At 32.9% G+C, this 17,198-nt stretch carries 19 protein-coding genes; 14 read left to right on the top strand and 5 right to left on the bottom strand.

Features of this window, described 5'->3' with window-relative positions; translation table 11 throughout:
- Positions 1 to 15 precede the first annotated feature (15 nt).
- Positions 16 to 399, bottom strand: a complete 384-nt coding sequence (locus tag HZY91_RS11185; protein WP_197114578.1) for a tyrosine-protein phosphatase — start codon at positions 397 to 399, stop codon at positions 16 to 18.
- 776 nt (positions 400 to 1,175) lie between these two features.
- Between HZY91_RS11185 and lepB the strand changes: the two genes are divergently transcribed.
- Positions 1,176 to 1,694: a signal peptidase I gene (gene lepB / locus HZY91_RS02715; RefSeq protein ID WP_197114451.1), complete on the top strand. Its 519-nt coding sequence runs from the start codon at positions 1,176 to 1,178 to the stop codon at positions 1,692 to 1,694.
- Positions 1,695 to 1,904: 210 nt separating this feature from the next.
- On the opposite strand, the gene HZY91_RS02710 is transcribed toward lepB, so the two are convergent.
- Genes HZY91_RS02710 through HZY91_RS02695 form a run of 4 tightly spaced genes read right to left on the bottom strand, consistent with a single transcriptional unit; the run spans position 1,905 to position 3,934 of the window.
- A complete protein-coding gene (locus tag HZY91_RS02710; RefSeq protein ID WP_197114450.1) occupies positions 1,905 to 2,657 on the bottom strand; it encodes a hypothetical protein in 753 nt (250 codons plus the stop codon).
- Positions 2,658 to 2,661: 4 nt separating this feature from the next.
- Entirely contained in the window at positions 2,662 to 3,375 is a 714-nt protein-coding gene (locus HZY91_RS02705; RefSeq protein WP_197114448.1) for an ABC transporter ATP-binding protein, read from the bottom strand.
- Positions 3,376 to 3,388: 13 nt separating this feature from the next.
- Positions 3,389 to 3,583, bottom strand: a complete 195-nt coding sequence (locus HZY91_RS02700) for a helix-turn-helix transcriptional regulator (protein WP_197114446.1) — start codon at positions 3,581 to 3,583, stop codon at positions 3,389 to 3,391.
- 9 nt (positions 3,584 to 3,592) lie between these two features.
- Positions 3,593 to 3,934 (bottom strand): hypothetical protein, encoded by a 342-nt coding sequence (locus HZY91_RS02695; protein WP_197114444.1) that lies wholly within the window; start codon positions 3,932 to 3,934, stop codon positions 3,593 to 3,595.
- 330 nt (positions 3,935 to 4,264) lie between these two features.
- On the opposite strand from HZY91_RS02695, the gene HZY91_RS02690 reads away from it, so the two are divergent.
- From HZY91_RS02690 to HZY91_RS02630, 13 genes are all read left to right on the top strand, one after another.
- Complete coding sequence (locus HZY91_RS02690) at positions 4,265 to 5,377, top strand: helix-turn-helix domain-containing protein (RefSeq protein WP_197114442.1); 1,113 nt, start codon at positions 4,265 to 4,267, stop codon at positions 5,375 to 5,377.
- A complete protein-coding gene (locus HZY91_RS02685) occupies positions 5,355 to 5,561 on the top strand; it encodes a PLDc N-terminal domain-containing protein (protein WP_328751628.1) in 207 nt (68 codons plus the stop codon). The genes HZY91_RS02690 and HZY91_RS02685 overlap by 23 nt, the downstream gene beginning before the upstream one ends.
- Positions 5,558 to 6,463: an ABC transporter ATP-binding protein gene (locus tag HZY91_RS02680; RefSeq protein WP_197114439.1), complete on the top strand. Its 906-nt coding sequence runs from the start codon at positions 5,558 to 5,560 to the stop codon at positions 6,461 to 6,463. Before HZY91_RS02685 ends, HZY91_RS02680 begins: the two co-directional genes overlap by 4 nt.
- Positions 6,460 to 7,221: an ABC transporter permease subunit gene (locus tag HZY91_RS02675; protein ID WP_197114437.1), complete on the top strand. Its 762-nt coding sequence runs from the start codon at positions 6,460 to 6,462 to the stop codon at positions 7,219 to 7,221. The genes HZY91_RS02680 and HZY91_RS02675 overlap by 4 nt, the downstream gene beginning before the upstream one ends.
- Positions 7,222 to 7,532: 311 nt before the next feature.
- Positions 7,533 to 7,838 (top strand): hypothetical protein, encoded by a 306-nt coding sequence (locus HZY91_RS02670; RefSeq protein WP_197114435.1) that lies wholly within the window; start codon positions 7,533 to 7,535, stop codon positions 7,836 to 7,838.
- Positions 7,839 to 8,840: 1,002 nt separating this feature from the next.
- A complete protein-coding gene (locus tag HZY91_RS10865) occupies positions 8,841 to 9,113 on the top strand; it encodes a hypothetical protein (RefSeq protein WP_218957716.1) in 273 nt (90 codons plus the stop codon).
- Between the two features lie 250 nt (positions 9,114 to 9,363).
- Positions 9,364 to 9,963, top strand: a complete 600-nt coding sequence (locus HZY91_RS02660; protein WP_235991575.1) for an NUDIX hydrolase — start codon at positions 9,364 to 9,366, stop codon at positions 9,961 to 9,963.
- Positions 9,964 to 10,227: 264 nt separating this feature from the next.
- Positions 10,228 to 11,400 carry an ATP-binding protein gene (locus tag HZY91_RS02655; RefSeq protein WP_197114433.1) on the top strand — a complete coding sequence of 391 codons (1,173 nt, stop codon included), beginning with the start codon at positions 10,228 to 10,230 and terminating at the stop codon, positions 11,398 to 11,400.
- A gap of 171 nt (positions 11,401 to 11,571) precedes the next feature.
- Positions 11,572 to 12,021, top strand: coding sequence for a GNAT family N-acetyltransferase (locus HZY91_RS02650; RefSeq protein WP_197114431.1), 450 nt, complete (start codon positions 11,572 to 11,574; stop codon positions 12,019 to 12,021).
- Positions 12,022 to 12,614: 593 nt separating this feature from the next.
- On the top strand, positions 12,615 to 13,286 hold the full coding sequence (locus HZY91_RS02645) for a response regulator transcription factor (RefSeq protein ID WP_197114430.1): 672 nt from the start codon (positions 12,615 to 12,617) through the stop codon (positions 13,284 to 13,286).
- A gap of 1 nt (position 13,287) precedes the next feature.
- Positions 13,288 to 14,274, top strand: coding sequence for a sensor histidine kinase (locus HZY91_RS02640; RefSeq protein ID WP_197114427.1), 987 nt, complete (start codon positions 13,288 to 13,290; stop codon positions 14,272 to 14,274).
- Positions 14,275 to 14,404: 130 nt separating this feature from the next.
- Positions 14,405 to 15,172: an ABC transporter ATP-binding protein gene (locus HZY91_RS02635; protein ID WP_197114425.1), complete on the top strand. Its 768-nt coding sequence runs from the start codon at positions 14,405 to 14,407 to the stop codon at positions 15,170 to 15,172.
- Positions 15,165 to 17,183 (top strand): FtsX-like permease family protein, encoded by a 2,019-nt coding sequence (locus tag HZY91_RS02630; RefSeq protein WP_197114423.1) that lies wholly within the window; start codon positions 15,165 to 15,167, stop codon positions 17,181 to 17,183. The genes HZY91_RS02635 and HZY91_RS02630 overlap by 8 nt, the downstream gene beginning before the upstream one ends.
- Positions 17,184 to 17,198 lie beyond the last annotated feature (15 nt).

The raw sequence follows: 17,198 nt of genomic DNA, 5'->3' as shown, positions 1-17,198 counted from the left end.
TTTAGAAGAGTTTTCTTATTGGAAATTTTCTGAAAAAATGGTTTTAAGTTGATCTATTTGCTGATAATCAAATCCCATTTCTAAAAAATAATGATTAATTGATTTAAAATTTGTTTTTAAATATGAAAGGGCATTTTGCATTAATTCTGGATTAGAATTAAGAAGATTCATATTTAAAGTTTCATTTTGACCATTAGATGTGTTTAATAAAACGGGGTCATATGAGGGGTTGGTGAAACTAACTTTATAATTGGTTATAATATTTTGATCTTCAATACCGCACAGAGCTAGAATTAACATGGAAATGATGTCAGTTCGATCTTTCCCAGCTGTACAATGAAATAAAACTCTATTTACTGGATGCGACAGAAAAATATCAAAGACTTTTTGATGCCTAATAAATTATTCACTAATAAAAAGAAAAGCTCTTGGATAAAATTTTCATTATGATTAATGTTATTTTAAGATTACCAAATTTAGTAGGTAAATTATAAATCACTTCGCTCCCTTTGGGTTCTAATAAGTTAATTGAGCAATTTAAAAGGAGAGAGTTTTTAGATTGTAAGTATGACGGGAAGTTATAATAACAAGCTATATAAACTTTCTATTCATAATCTGGTGGTCAATAAAACCAATTCGATGGAAACAGTTGTTAATAATACGAATGACCTTATCTATAAAGTCTTTTTAGATGTAATATGCATTTATGTGGACTATAAAATGAAAAATGCAAATAGAAGTTAATAAATAAAAGCAAATTAGTTCAAAAATGATGAGTATTACTACTTCTTAAAGACTGATTGGAAGGAGGAAAGATTTTATTAATAAGAAAAGTTAAACTTATAGTGAAACATTGGTGGCTGTAAAATCTATGAATGGACGTTTGTATCTGTCTCAGAGTTCAAACTCTTTTTGACTGGGATCGCTTAAATTTACAGGTTATTGATGAGGCAACTTGTATAATTGATTAATAGGAAATGAGTAGAGCTTTATGATTATAATGTATGAATTGTTTACATTATTTAGAAGTATGCTATTCTAATAAAAAAGAAAAGAAAGCTGTTTGGGGCACTCTTATCAAAAAGGTTATGCAATAGCTTTGATAAATAGCTTAATACAGTAAAGATGAGCAATACTTTAGGGTGCATCTAGTAGCTTAATAGAGGAATTACTAAATGAATAATTATTTTAACCAAACAAAAGAGTTTATTCATCACAATTTATTATTTATAATTGTGCTCTTTCTTATGATTATTTTCAGATTATTTGTTTTCCCCATTTATCAAGTAGATGGCGATTCGATGGAACCCATTCTCCACCATCAAGAAAAAATACTTTCAACTAATTTTTCTGAGTTAGACAGATTCGACATTGTGATTGCTAAAGATAAACGTATCAATAAATTATATGTGAAAAGAATCATAGGGCTCCCTAACGAAGTGGTTGAGTATAGAAATAATAAATTATTTATTGATGACAAGTTTGTAGCGGAAGACTTTTTATCTTCCGATTCTATTACGGAGGATATGACTTATCAACTAGCAGATAATCAATATTTTATTGTTGGTGATAATCGCAATAATTCACGTGATAGCAGAGATTATGGAGGGGTTGATAAAGCTCAAATTATCTCTGAGGCTAAATTGAGAATTTGGCCAATAAATGAATTTGACTCTTTTGCAAACGAGCATTAAAAGAGTAGATGAATAGCTGACAGGTAGAGAATACCTTGTGAGCTTTTTTTTGTTGAAATTATTTAGGCGCAATAATTGTGTTTATTTGAGAATATTAATTTCTCCATTGATTTTCATGAATAAAAAGAAGAAACATTTTTTAATGTTAAAAGATCCTTATATAATTTTTCAGCCCCTCTCGAACTCATTCGAGAAGGGCTTTTGTATTTACTAAATAAATTGTTGGACAAACTTTTTGTTAAAGATAAGAGTAGTCAATAGAATCCAAACCAGATTAACTAATAAAAATGAAAGAATATTTGATTCGCCACGATAAAAGGTGAAAGCCTGAATTAAGGGCAGAAAATTCCCGATTAAGTTAAAGAAGGGTGAAACCATTCGTAATTGGGCAATGATTAAAGGGATAATATAAGAAATAAAGATAAATATTCCAGTAGCTGCAATTTTATTTTGGGTAATGGACTGAAGTCCGTACAACAATGAAATACTCGTAAAAATTAAGAGTAGGATCACTCCCATCATTTGGAGGTAGTTAAGTTCTGTAATATAGGCTGTTTCTTGAGTAAGTTGATTGTTCATTTGAAAGAAGATCCTCGCAAATATACTACTCGATAAGTAAAAAATGATGAGATAAGTAAAGGCTACTAAGCTTGATAACAGGATATCTGTTAAAAAAATATTCTTAGGAAGGATATCGTTTGAAATGATTTGATAATTAAGTGGTTGAGATTTACTGATATGTCCAGTGATAAGAAAAGGGTAAATGAGATAAAAACCTACGAGAAGTAGCATTAAACAAGCATAAAGATAATGATTTCCGTACATAGTAAAGTCTTGAAGTTGTGCGATACTTTTGAAAAAGAATCCAATACAAAGAGTAGTCAAAACGGTGGCAAGAGCTAAAAAATAAAAGAGTTTAATTTTTGTAATACGGAAGAGTTCAGATTTAAGATAGGTGGTCATCTTTCTAGTGTTCCTCCTTCATGAGATTTAAATAGTATTGTTCAATGTTTTCATGGTCGAGTGCATGAATGAGATTTTCTTTTGAAATATCTTGAATGATTCTACCTTGCTTAAGGAAAATAAAACGATGGGCAATGGTATAGAGTTCATTTAAGTTATGACTACTGATAATTTGAGTGGTGTTTAATTTCTGATTCAAGCTTACAAAGACCTTCCGTAAATCTACTAAACCTTGTACATCAATGCCATTTGTAGGTTCGTCAAGAATCATGACTCTTGGTTGCCCTAGCATGGCTAGACCTACTGCTAGTCTTTGCTTCATTCCCATAGAATAATTTTTGTACTTTAAATCTTTTGCAGATTCGAGATTCACCTGTTGAAGAATTTGCGTAATTTGATTCTGATCATAAATTTGTCTTTGAATCGCAAAATATTGAAGTATTTCATAGCCAGTAAGATAGGGGAAAAGATCAGGATTTTCAATAATATTGGTTTTAAGTGTTGCTTGAGCGGAAGATTTTCCATTAAACGACCAGGTATAAGTTCCGGAGGAAGCTTTAGCTAAATCACAGATGATTTTCATAAGAGTGGATTTTCCAGCACCGTTGGGTCCAATTAAGGCAATGATCTCACCTTGCTTAATTTGGAGATTTATCTCATGAAGGGCTTGTTTCTTGGGATATATTTTTGACAGGTTTTTGATGGATAAGATAGTCATATAAGAGTTCCTCCTAGTCGTCCAATTCAAATAACTGCTCTATTGAGCGATTAAGTGATCGTGCTAATTTCATTGCTAAAGGCAATGAGGGATCATATTTATCATTTTCAACCATATTGATGGTTTGTCTGGAAACGTCACATAATTGTGCTAATTCCTTTTGTGACAAGTTAAGTGCTAGCCGTATTTCTTTGATATTATTTTTCAAAGCAATCACCTACTTATCCGAAGAATTGATAGTGTGCTTTAACTTAATAAGGTGATACAGATAGGTGATAGTCGCAATGATTAGATACTTGGCATCATGTTTAATGGCAACTAGTAAGGTTTCTTTGGGGATGTTTCCATGATAGGTATTGAGAATTACTAGATTGATAAAAAGCGAAATGCCAATAATAACCATGAGAATAATCCCTATTTTTTTAAAAGTATTTCCGTAGAAGAAACGATACATCTCATCTTTATTCTGGTAGCCCGAAAGTTTAATAATCGAACGCGCGTAGAAGTAAGCAATGAGTATAAGAATAACGTTAAAGATAATAATAAAAACAAAATCCATTTTAATCCCTCCTTGATATGTCAAGAGCTCTTGACACAAAAAGCGTAACATCTTTTTGAATTGGTGTCAAGAACTCTTGACACCAAGGTTAGATTTTATGTTTTTCTCTAGGATGTTTATTTAATTTATGAAGATACAGAATCAGTAAATTAAAATTTGCTTTTAAATATGAAAGGTGGTTATTTTTATTCAAAATATTTGTGTACATAGTGGCGTTTTGTGCATGATATCGAAATTTCTTTTGAGGAAACTATTTATCCGCATATCAACGATAAAGAAATTTAATTTCCTATTCATAAACCATATAATATAAGTAAAGGAGGGGAAATCATGAACATTGGCGAAAATCTATATAAATATCGAACCCAATTAAATATGACTCAAGATGAGCTAGCCAATTATTTGAATTTAACCAAAGCGACTATTTCAAAATGGGAGAATAATCTCTCGATACCAGATGTTCCATATTTAGTTACATTAGCAAAGCTTTTTAACGTGTCAGTTGATGATTTAATTAATTACCAAAAAATGTTGACTCATCAAGAGAGAATAACATTATTCAGGCGTCTGCGTTTAGAATTTATGAAGGATGAACCTCAAGCTCAATATGAAGAAATCCAAAAGCTTTTCAAAATGTATGCTAATGATTACAAGACTTTAATGATTCTGATTCAATACTTAGCTAATTATTACTTATCACTTGAAGATTATGGGTCTCAAGTGTCAGACTTCTGCATAAAATGGTTAAATCATATTATTGAACATTCTAATGCTGAAGTAGATTTACAGATGGCCATTAGTCTTAAATTGATGTTTTTATTTAACAGACAGGATTTTGATACTATCATCAAAATATGCAATCCTCGACCTTATAAATTAGGTGAAGAACTGATTTTGTCTAAAAGTTATGCCATGAAAGGGGATTTGACCAAAGCTACGGAAGTATTGCAAATTGAACTCTATCAACAAACAGTCTTGATCGTACAATATTTATATTCATTGATCGAGATGGGAGGACTCCGTGACAATCAGGTAGCAATTGGTAGGTCCCAAGCACTCATTGATGCGTTTGATTTGGAACATTTGCATCCACTGACAGCCTTAAATTTCTACTATGTAGCTGCTAAACAATCAGTAAGTCATTCTGAAAAGTTAACGTTGAAGTATCTCAATAAGTATCTTGACTGTGCTGATAATTTATTAACGTCATTTGAGTTACATGGGGATGAGTTCTTTGATGCAATTGATGATTGGCTCGTTAATTTACCGACAGGCAAGGAGGCCCCTTTTCGACCGAATCAAATGATTAGTGCGGTTAGAGACAGTATCCTTGGTCATCCCTGCTTTGATCGGTTGAAAACTCAATCAGAATACCAAAATATTTTGGATAGAATCACTGAGATAGAGAGGAAGTTTAACCATGATGAATTTAGAATTCAGTGAATATTTACCTTTTTTGATCCCTTTAATTGTTTTGCAGATTATTCTTGTTGTGATAGCGATTCGGAAATTGATAAGTATATCGCACACTAAATATCTCAATAAGTTGTTATGGGGAGTGATTATTGTTTTCATAAATATAATAGGTCCCATCCTCTTTATAGCTGTGGAGGGTAGAGAGTCATGACCATACTCAAATTAGAAAATTTAAGTAAGTCATTCAGCAATCATCAAATTATAGATGGAGTAAATTTAGAGATTGACGCGCATAAAATTTATGGTTTTATTGGTCCCAATGGTTCGGGTAAAACGACTACCATCAAAATGATTCTGGGCTTACTCAAAGCAGATCGAGGTTCTATTTCTCTAATGGGGCAAAAGGTCAAATATGGTGATATGGTTACCAATCAAGAAGTTGGTTATTTGCCGGATGTTCCTGAATATTATGCTTATATGAATGCTAGAGAATATTTAGAATTGTGTGCTGGTCTGATTGTTCAAGGAAAGCAGACGGCTTCAATTGATGACTTATTGAATAAAGTTGGGATTACGGATGATAAATTACTGATTTCTAAGTATTCACGCGGGATGAAGCAACGTTTGGGGATTGCTCAAGCTCTCATTAATCAGCCGAAATTACTGATTTGTGATGAACCGACTAGTGCACTTGATCCAAAAGGGAGACAAGATATTTTGCAGATTCTTCAAGAAGTGAAAAAGGAGACGACTGTGATCTTCTCGACACATATACTATCTGATGTTGAACGAATTTGTGATGAAGTGTTGGTCTTGACTCATCAGAATATCAGAAATTTGAAAGATATCGAGCAAGATCTTGCAGATCGAAAGAATCGAATAATGATTTCTTTAATGGTAGAGCCCGTTGATGAAGAGCGACTAGCAAAGAAATATAAACTGAGAAAGGCTAATCAACTGGTCACCATTGAAATTCCTATTCAAAAATTTGAAAAAACAGAGATTGCTGTTAAAGCTTGTTTGAATGATTTGATAGAGATGGAAATATATCCGAGTTATTTTGAAGTGGTTGATCGTTCGCTAGAAGACCTATACATTGAGGTGGTATCATGAGTTCATTTCAAGTGCTGTTGAAGAAAGAATGGATGGAAAATTATCGGACACACAAAATCATTTCACTTTTACTACTCTGTATTATTCTGGGGATTATGGGGCCACTGAATGCTCTCATCACTCCAGATATTTTAAAGAATTTATTACCAAGTGATGCACAGATTAGCATACCGGACCCCAGCTATATTGATTCGTATATGCAGTTCTTTAAAGGGATTAACCAGATAGGTTTAATCGCATTAGTGATTATTTTTAGTGGAAGTCTAACCAATGAATTGACAAATCAAACTTTAATTAATCTTGTAACGAAAGGATTATCTCGAAGAATAATTATTTTGGCAAAATTTATAATGATCATCAGTATTTGGACGGGATCATATTTTATCAGTTCATTAGTTCAGTATGGTTATACATTGTATTATTTTTCAGCTGATGGTACGAATAAAGTATTTACTTACATTTTAACTTGGGGATTTGGAATTTTTTTAATTAGTTTATTGCTATTATTCTCAAGTTTATTTAAAAAAAATACAGGTGTGCTGCTTGGTGTGTTAATTGTTGTAGTGATTTTGTTCATAATAAGCCTTTTCAATCCTTTGAAGAATTATAATCCATTATTTTTGATTCAAAATCAAAGTGAAATTTTATTAGGGAAAGTAGACCTTGAAGCTTATTTCAAGCCGCTAATGACCACCCTGATTCTTATTGTAATTAATTTATGGGCAAGTATTAAGATCTTTGAAAGAATTAATTTGTAGACAAAGGATTATTTGTAAAGATGCCGATGCAGATCATTTGATTTCTTTTACAAACATATCGAGTCAATAGTAGCTGCTAGATTACACAAAGCAGAAGTATCAATATCTTTCAAAATGAATAAACCTTATGCACTTAACTAAAAATGAACTGGTTAACAGAAATAGGTTTTAAGCACTTCAAATGATGGGCTTCTTTATTTATTCTATCCTTACCTATAAAATATTATGTTTTTACTTATCATCTGGAAGAATACGCTTTCTTGTGCTAAGCTAAAGGTAATATTAAGAACAAGTGATGGAGATGACGTAAAATGAATCTGTTAACGGAAGGTATGTTTGGCAACGAAGTGATGGGGGAGATCAACATTGGTGAGGAATCGGAGAGCCTCTTGATGGATCCTGATTGCACCTTGATTACGATTTACCCTGCTAAGGTAAATGGGAAAGCCTGTAATTATCTGTTACTAGATTATAAGGGGGAACTTCAGGTCTGGATGACAGCCGAAGCGAATATCGGGGTCATATTAGACCGATATTTCGTGGGGAATGGTGAAATTCAGAAATTTTATGAGGAAACCCATGCTTCAGACTCTAACCGGTCGTCAGGAAATTATTAATAGAATCACGTGTTAAACAACCCGGTCATTTTTTGATCGGGTTGTTTGTTATATACATTACCCCTCCATAAGAGTATTCTTTTTCTGATGTAAATTATGACGAGAACTTCATAGAGATCCTTAAAGATAAGAGTGTTAAGCAGATGGAAATAGAATATTAAAAAAGTTGAAGCGCTGAGTCCAGATATATCATCGAGACTATTGAAACAAGAAGTTAAAGAGGTTAAAAAATTTATAAACTGAGTTTTGCTACATGACAAACGAATGATTATAAAATTGATTTAGGATTGTATTAATATTGTGAGTAAAATTAGATTGAAGCACTTCATGTCTGAAGTGTTTTCTAGTTTGTTGTCTATTAAATTTAATGAATGACTATTTTACCGCTATCCATCTCCTTTATAAGGAGTAAAATGGTAGGTAATTAAACAGGCAGTGATAGAGATTGTTTTATTCTCATAATTGTTTTGAAACTCTGCAATTAGATGCAGTGTTCTGGGGCTATTTTAAGAGAAATGTTCAATCAAAACGAGTAACCGAAAAATTGGGATTCCAATATTTGTTGGATCACTCTATAAGTACTAGATATGGAACTGAAGAAGATTTAATATCATCCGTTTTGTATAAAGAAGAATGGGTGAGACGATAAATTTTTTCAAGAGGATTATCTTAATTAGCTGCTTATAAAAGTTTAGATAACTCTTTATGAAGAAGACTAAGAACACCAGAACATAAACTAGAGATTATAATTTATCTATTACTGTGAGAGATTTAACGAAGAGGGAAGAATGACTGTGGGGAAGTTTCTGTCTATTAATCGTGTCTATTTAGGGTGTCCGAAGCTTTCAAAACGATCTTATTTTTGAATAAGGGGAAATAAAATGAAAATGCAGTTATATATGTTCATGGTAAAGGAGGTAATGCTGAGGAGGCTAACTACTATAAAAAGTTTTTCAGTAATGATTTTGAAATGATTGGATTCGACTATAAATCAGGTAAACCTTGGGAGGTAAAAATAGAGTTTACCGATTTTTCAACTATATTATTCCCAATTATAATAAAATTTTATTGATTGCTAATAGTATAGGAGCCTATTTTTCGCTAATATCTTTATCAGATAAAAGTATTGAAAAAGCGATGTTTATTTCTCCAATTGTTGATATGGAAAGATTGATTTTAGATAGGATGGCTTGGGAAAACATTTCAGAAGATGAGCTCAGTATTAAAAAGAAATTCAGACTTCATTTGGAGAAATTTTATCTTGGGAATATTTGATCGATGTAAGAAAAAATCCTATTCATTGGGATACACCTACTCATATACTTTTCGCTGAAAACGATAATATGATTAATTTTGTGAATCATACAAATTCAACTCTAACAGTAATGAAGGAAGGGGAACATTGGTTTCATACAGAGGAGCAAATGAAGTTTCTTGATAATTGGTTTAAGAACTTTATCAACTAATTAGAAGTTCACTAGGTTATAAAAGTTTTGCGTTTTAGAGAATTAGATAATGGATGTTTATGACAACGGCAAATAGTAACGAAGAACACTGGCTTTCAAGCCTTCTACTGGAAAGTAATAAAAAGAAAATGGGCAATATTTTAAAGTACAACTTGAAAATAATGCCCAATTTAGGAGAGAACATGGATATTAGCTTTATTCACAATAATGAAAAATTTAATTATATGGTATGTGCTGTCATAATAAATGACAACAATATTTTGGCAATGAAAGATGAAAGGTCTCCTTATTATTATTTGCCAGGTGGCAGAGTTATGATGGGGGAAACAGCAGAAGAGGCAGTTATACGTGAAGTAAAGGAAGAACTTAAAATTAAAGTTTCTATAGATAGACCTTTGTGGCTTAATCAAAGTTTTTTCACGGAAGATGGTGATCATCTTCAATATCACGAGATTTGCATTTACTTTTTAATAAATATTGAGGATACCATACTTTTAGAGAGAGGAAATAAGTTTTATTTACAAGAAGATGTACATTTCCATCAGTTTGAATGGTTAAAGTTTGATTCATTAAAAGATTTATATTTTTATCCGTTGTTTTTAAAAGAGGAAATTTATAACCTACCAGAGGTATTTACATTACGAACAGATATGGAGTAGTAGATGTTCATGTTAGATACATGGCTAATAACCTACCAGCAAAAAATATATATCAGAACCCTACCGCTTGATAGTGCTTGGGACTTTTACCCGAGTTTCGTATAATAATGATGTCAACGGCAGATAGTAGTGATAGATACGGGATTCAAGCCCTCTATTAGAGAAGTAAAAATTAATTTACAACTTATATGGGCATTATTTTCAAGTTCAACTTGAAAATAATGCCCGTATTTTGTATTGTATAATGAGTTAGGGGGAAAGTATATGATTAGAAGAAATATTTCACAAAAGTTAATTTCTTTAAGTAAGCAAGTGCCTGTTGTAACCATTATCGGGCCAAGGCAATCAGGGAAAACGACTTTGGTAAAAAAATGTTTTCCAGAATATAACTACGTAAACTTAGAAGATCCTATAAATAGAATGTTAGCAAAAGAAGATTACAAAGGTTTTTTTGAAACATACAAAGAACCATTAATTATCGATGAAGTCCAAAGAGTACCAGAACTTCTTTCTGCCATACAAGTAATGGTTGATGAGAATAGAGAAGAGAATGGTCGTTTTATACTTACAGGGAGCCATCAACCAAGTTTACAAAAAGGAATTGCTCAATCGCTTGCTGGAAGAACAAGTATTATGACCTTACTTCCTTTGAGCATGAATGAACTTATTCAGGAAGGACTATTAGAAGACTTATCTACTGATGAATTATTACTTAAAGGCTTCATGCCTGAATTATACAAAGAAGGATCTAGAGAGCCTTCAATTTATTATCGAGACTATTTAAATACCTATGTTGAAAAAGATTTGAGAGAAATGTTAGAAATCAAAAATCTAGATAGATTTTTACGATTTTTAACTTTACTAGCAGGCAGAGTAGGACAAGTAGTTAATTTGTCTACTTTGTCGGGTGAAGTAGGTGTTTCATCTACAACTTTATCTGAATGGTTATCTGTGCTAGAAGCCTCTTATATCATATATCGACTTAGACCCTATTTCTCTAATGTTACAAAACAACAAATTAAATCCCCAAAACTTTATTTTACAGAGGTAGGATTGGCAGCTTATCTTTTAGGAATAGAAACTGAGAATCAGGTTAATAGAGATCCTCTACGTGGTAATTTATTTGAAAATTTAATTGTTACAGAAGTCTTAAAATCACGATTAAATGATAATAAAGATCCGAATATCTATTTTATGAGAACTGCCAAGGGAGTTGAAGTGGACTTAATTGTTAAGAAAGAAGATAATTTATATCCTTTTGAAATAAAAACATCAATGACGCCAAACAAAACATTTGCTAAGCATTTACTATCTTTTGTAGAAGCAGAAGAAAATGCAAAGAATCCAAGGATTATTTATGGAGGGGACTCCTATCCAAAATTTAATGGTGCTGAGTATGTGAATTTCAGGGAGTTGGATAAATATTTGGAATTGTAAATGAATTATATTTCATATCCGATTACCATAATTATACCAACGGCAGATAGTAACGATAGAATAAGAACTTTAGGGCACACTATAATAGTGGAAAAGGAAAATTATCATGTTAGAAACAGATAGATTAATACTGAGAAATTTAAAAGAAAGTGATTTGGATTTCATATTTGCATGGGATCAGACGAAGATGTTACAAGATTTTTAACCTTTCCTATTCATAAAACTAAAGAAGATACAAAAAAGATATTAGATATTTGGTTGAGTAAATATAACGAAAAGGGCACAAATCGGTTCGCTATAGAGAACAAAAAAGCATCTGAAGTAATAGGGATGATCGTTGTAGTAAAAATCACACCCGAGAGACATCCTGAAATAGGTTATGTTTCATCTAAAAAATTCTGGGGCATGGGTTATATGACAGAAGCTTGCAAAGCCATGGTGAATTATTTGTTTGGACTAGGATATAAAAAAATATTAATAAGAATAATGACTGAAAATACAGGCGCTAACAAAGTTATAGAAAAAGGCGGATTTTCTTTTATAAAAATGAAGAAAGTTTATTGTGAAAAATTAGATAGAAATGTCCCTTTAAATTTCTATGAGATAGTCAATAAAAACTAGACTTTATACTTGGATTTCGTGCCATAATGATGACAAGAGCAAATAACAATCTTTATGGCTGGGTTTCGGGCATTCTAATAGAGGAAGATCACTTTGAATTTGCGGAGATGAGGATGTTGAGAATTCTGTGTGATGATAGATGCATTGCCACAAGAAAGAAAAGCTTATAGTTGGAAGTGGAGTTTTTTTAACCAGGTTACTGGATGAATTATCAATAACTATATTTCCTAAAAGCAAAGATTGGTTTGCAAAAATAAGAGGATTAGTTCAGACTGTTGATGGAGTACATTTTAGCTCAATTACGGCAAAATTACTAGCAAAAGAGATTGAAGGAAAGATGATCAAGAATTGGAGCTAAAAGTGATGCATAAATTTCAGTTTGTAGGGTTAATAATTCTACTTAAACAATAGAAAATAAATACAATATTTACTCCTAAACATGAAACCTGCTCTTCTTATTCAGAAGGGCTTTTCTTCTATACTCAAGACAAATCTTTTGGTTTGACTTATAATGATATCAAGCTGTTTCAATAGAAAGAGACTTGCATCCTTAAACTGCCAAGCATACAAAATTGAGTATAAGGGGAGCTTGTATGAAAATATTAATCGTGGAAGATGATAAGGTAATTGCAGATCGTATCAGAAATCATTTAGAAAAATGGGGCTATGATGCAAAAGTGGCCATGGATTTCAGAAGGATTCACCATCTTTTTATTGAATATGATCCTCAGTTAGTTTTGATGGATGTGACCTTACCTTTTTATAGTGGTTATTATTGGTGTGAAGAGATTCGGAAGCTTTCTAGTACGCCGATTATTTTTGTTTCATCTGCTATTGATGATTTGAATATTGTCAGAGCTATTGACAATGGAGCAGATGATTATATTACCAAACCTTTTAATTATGAGGTGTTGATGGCTAAAATCCAAGCTATTCTGCGTCGAACGTATGATTTTGGTGAGAATGTCCATTTGTTAGAGCATCCACAATTGTTTTTCAATATGGATACTTTTACCATTCGAGCCGGAGATCAGACAATAAATTTGACCAAGAATGAAGCGATTATCTTTCAGAAATTAATGGAACATAAAGGTAAAATTGTTAAACGTGAACAATTAATGAGAAGTTTGTGGGATTCGGAGAGTTTTGTAGAAGAGAGTGCACTTTATACTAATATCAACCGCTTAAGAAAAAAATTACAGACTCTCGAGCTTGATGATTTTATTACGACCATCAAAGGTGAAGGCTATATGATTGAGGTTTAATATGAATATTTTCTTAAAATATCTATCGGATCGAGTAGTTTTTCTTCTTTTTTTGCTTGGCTTGTTTTTAGTCAATATCATCATTGATTTTCTTTATCGTGTCAGTTTGGAAAGAACCATCCTCTGGCTCTTGCTGTGCTCTTTTGTGGGAGCGATTTTGATGGTGGTTGATTACTTTCATTACCGGAAAAAATATTTAGCATTGAACAAATTAAAGGAAAAGGTCCATCTTCTTAGTACGATCCCATTACCTGCGACACGGAACAAAGTAGAAAAAGGATATAGTGAACTGATTTCCAAGCTGGCCGCTTTGCTTGTCAAAAATGAGACCGCTTCTCTCGCCAATGAACAAAGTATTCTGGAGTATTTTACGATCTGGGTTCATCAGATCAAAATCCCCATTTCTGCGCTCTATCTTATTTTGCAAGATCAGGAAGTGGATGACGAGTCTAATGAAGAGATGAAAACACAGTTGTTTGAAGTTGAAAAATATGTCGAGTCTGTTCTACAGTATATTCGACTTGAAAGTTCCACGACAGATTATATCTTTCAAGAAACTGACTTAGATGACATTTTGGTCGAAACGATCAAAAAATATGCACTGTTTTTTATTCGTAAAAAATTGCAGCTTCATTATACGAAAGTCGATTATCAACTCATTACGGATTCTAAATGGTTATCATTTGTCATCGAACAAATACTGTCGAACGCGCTAAAGTATACTGAACAAGGAAGTATTTCTGTCTATATGGAAGATCCTGATAGGTTAGTGATAGAAGATACGGGGATTGGCATTAATTCAGAAGACATTCCAAGAATTGGTGAGAAAAACTTTACCGGTTTTGTGGGCCGTCAACACAAAAGTGCGACGGGTATCGGCTTGTATTTGAGTAAAAAAATCTTAGCCAAATTGGGTCATAGCTTAAGGATTGAATCTGAGCCAGACAAAGGGACGAAAGTCTTGATACAATTCAATTCTCCAAAATAAATTATGCTATCTAACAAAAATGTTAGAAACTCTTGAGAAATGATAGATTCAAATATAGAATCGCATTTCTCTTTTTTGTTATGCTTAATTCATCAATGGAGGAAGTCACTATCAGAAATGAGGGAATAATATGAATATACTCCAAGTCAATCATCTTAAAAAAATTTATAGTACCCAATTAGGTGGGAACGTCGTCGAGGCACTTTCAGATGTTTCTTTTACAGTTGGAGCGGGAGATTACGTTGCGATTATGGGTGAATCCGGTTCAGGTAAAACAACATTGCTTAATATTCTAGCAGCATTAGATCACTCCACTAGTGGGGACGTGATTTTAGATGACCAAAGTTTGGAAGAAATTCCAGAAAAAGACTTATCCCATTTTAGACGAAATAATTTGGGGTTTGTGTTTCAAGACTTTAATTTGTTAGACAATCTGACGCTAAAGGATAATATCTTTCTTCCATTGGTCTTATCGGGAATCAAAGTGGCCGAAATGAAAGAAAGGGTGGAACCTCTGGCCACGAAATTAGGGATTTCATCTCTATTAGATAAGTATCCTTACGAGGTGTCAGGAGGGCAAAAGCAGCGAACAGCTGTCGCAAGAGCCTTAATCAATGATCCGAAACTTGTCTTGGCAGATGAGCCTACTGGGGCATTAGATTCAAATTCAGCAGAAGGACTTTTAAAGATCTTTAATGAAATTAATCAAGAAGGACAAACCATTTTAATGGTGACACATAGTGTCCATGCAGCGAGTAAAGCGCGCAGAGTTTTATTTATCAAAGATGGTTTAGTCTTCCATGAGATGTATAAGAAAGAACTGACGGATGAAGAGATGTTCCAAAAAATATCGAACACTCTGACAGTCATGGCTTCGGGAGAGAAAAATTATGTTTAACCAACTCTATATCAAAATAGCCTTTAATAATCTTAAGAAGAATCCAAAATTGTTTCTGCCCTTTATCATATCAGGTGTTTTTACGATTATGACAACTTATATTGTCATGTCGCTCTCAGTCAATCCAGGTTTATCAGAGATTCCAGGAGGGGATAATTTACAAACGATCCTGTCTTTGGGAAGTGTTTTACTGATATTCTTTGCAGTCCTTTTCCTTCTCTATATCAATAGCTTTATGATCAAAACGAGAAAAAAAGAATTTGGGCTCTACAATGTTCTGGGCATGGACAAAAAACATATCATGCATGTCCTTTTCTATGAAACGACTTTTTTATACCTGATCAGCATGGTATTGGGGATTATAGCGGGTATCCTGTTAAATAAAGTGACGATTTTATTCATCAGATATCTCATGAATGCTCCTGTATCATTTGGTTCGGAATTTTCTTTCCAATCGATGATCTGGACCCTGATCTTTTTTGTGGCGGTTTTTATTTTTGTCTTTTTAGGCAATATCTTCCAAATTCATAGGTCCAGCCCCATCGAACTATTAAAAGGCGGAAATATGATTGAGAAAGAACCCAAAGCCAATAGCTTAGTCGCTTTATTGGGAGTATTAGTGACCATAGTGGGTTACTATTTATGTTTTAAAATTATTTCTCCTATTACAGAAATTCAGAAAGTTTTTCTGGCTGGTTTACTGATTATTGTTGGAACCTACTTTATTTTTACTTCTATCAGTATTGCTGTTTTAAAATTGATGAAAAATAGGGAGAAATTTTATTACCAAACCAATCACTTTATTCCGATTTCAGGCATGCTTTCTAGGATGAAAAAGAATGGGGTAGGCTTAGCCAATATATGTATTATGCTATTTGGCACGATCATGCTTCTTTCAATGGGCTTATCCATGCTTTCGACCCCCAAAGATCAGATTGAGACCCAATATCCTAGTGATGCTTTTATCGAATTACAAGTTGATGAAGGCGAGAACGTTGAGGCTAATGAAGCACAATTAAAAGAAGAAATGCATCAAGCGAGTGAAGAAGTGGCCTCAATGGTTAATGTCACTTTAGAAAGCGTTCGATCCTATGCTTACCTCTCCATATTTGCCAAGCCTACTGAAAAAGGATTTGGTGTGAAAGAGGGAATGTATGAAGGTGAAAAATTAACCAACTTAATTTTAATTGATAAAGCTAATTATCAAGACTTAACAGGCGAGAAAATCGAGATGAAGGAAGGAGAAGTATTGATCTATGGGGTCAATGAAGCTTATCCGAAGAGTGAAATAGAGATCATGAATACTTCTTACCAGGCGATCCCTAAGGATAATATGGAGAAGTTTTCACTAGGAAATGAAGTTACCTCTTTAATGAACGAGGTATACTATGTTATTGTCAATGACCTTCATAGCTTAACTGAGATAGCTGCTAGCCATAATAGTGTAGTAGGGAAAAACTTCGCTCGAAATATGGTCATCTTTAGTGAAATAAATTTAGCAAAAGATACGACTAAGGAAGCAGAATTGAAATATGGTGAATCGCTTCAATCATACCTAGAATCAAAGAATCGAAATGCCATCGTTGATACCAAGACAGCCGGATCAAGTGAATTATATGCGCTTCACAGTGGTGTTTTATTTTTAGTTCTAAACCTTGGTTTACTTTTATTGTTAGCAACCATTCTGACAGTCTATTTCAAACAAATTTCAGAGGCGTATGATGATCGGGAACGTTTCAATTCGATGAAGAAAATTGGTTTAAGTCGAATAGAAATAAAAGCTCTTATTGAGAAACAAACCCTCTCAATCTTTTTCTTGCCTCTGATTGTATGTGGAATCCATGCTGTAGCTACGTTTAGTTTACTGAAGAAATTCATGTTTATTATTCTGTTAAATTATGTGGATGTGTATCTTTTATCAGTCATCGCTTCATTTGTAGTATTCTCATTGTTATACTTTGTGATATACAAAATTTCAGCCAAGTCCTATTATGAGATTGTCAACCAATAAAAAAGGAGGAGAAAA

The organism is Facklamia lactis, from assembly GCF_015863205.1.
Lineage (GTDB): Bacteria > Bacillota > Bacilli > Lactobacillales > Aerococcaceae > Facklamia > Facklamia lactis.
The sequence above is the reverse complement of the archived record's forward strand: the minus strand, read 5'-3'. Positions and strand labels throughout refer to the sequence as shown.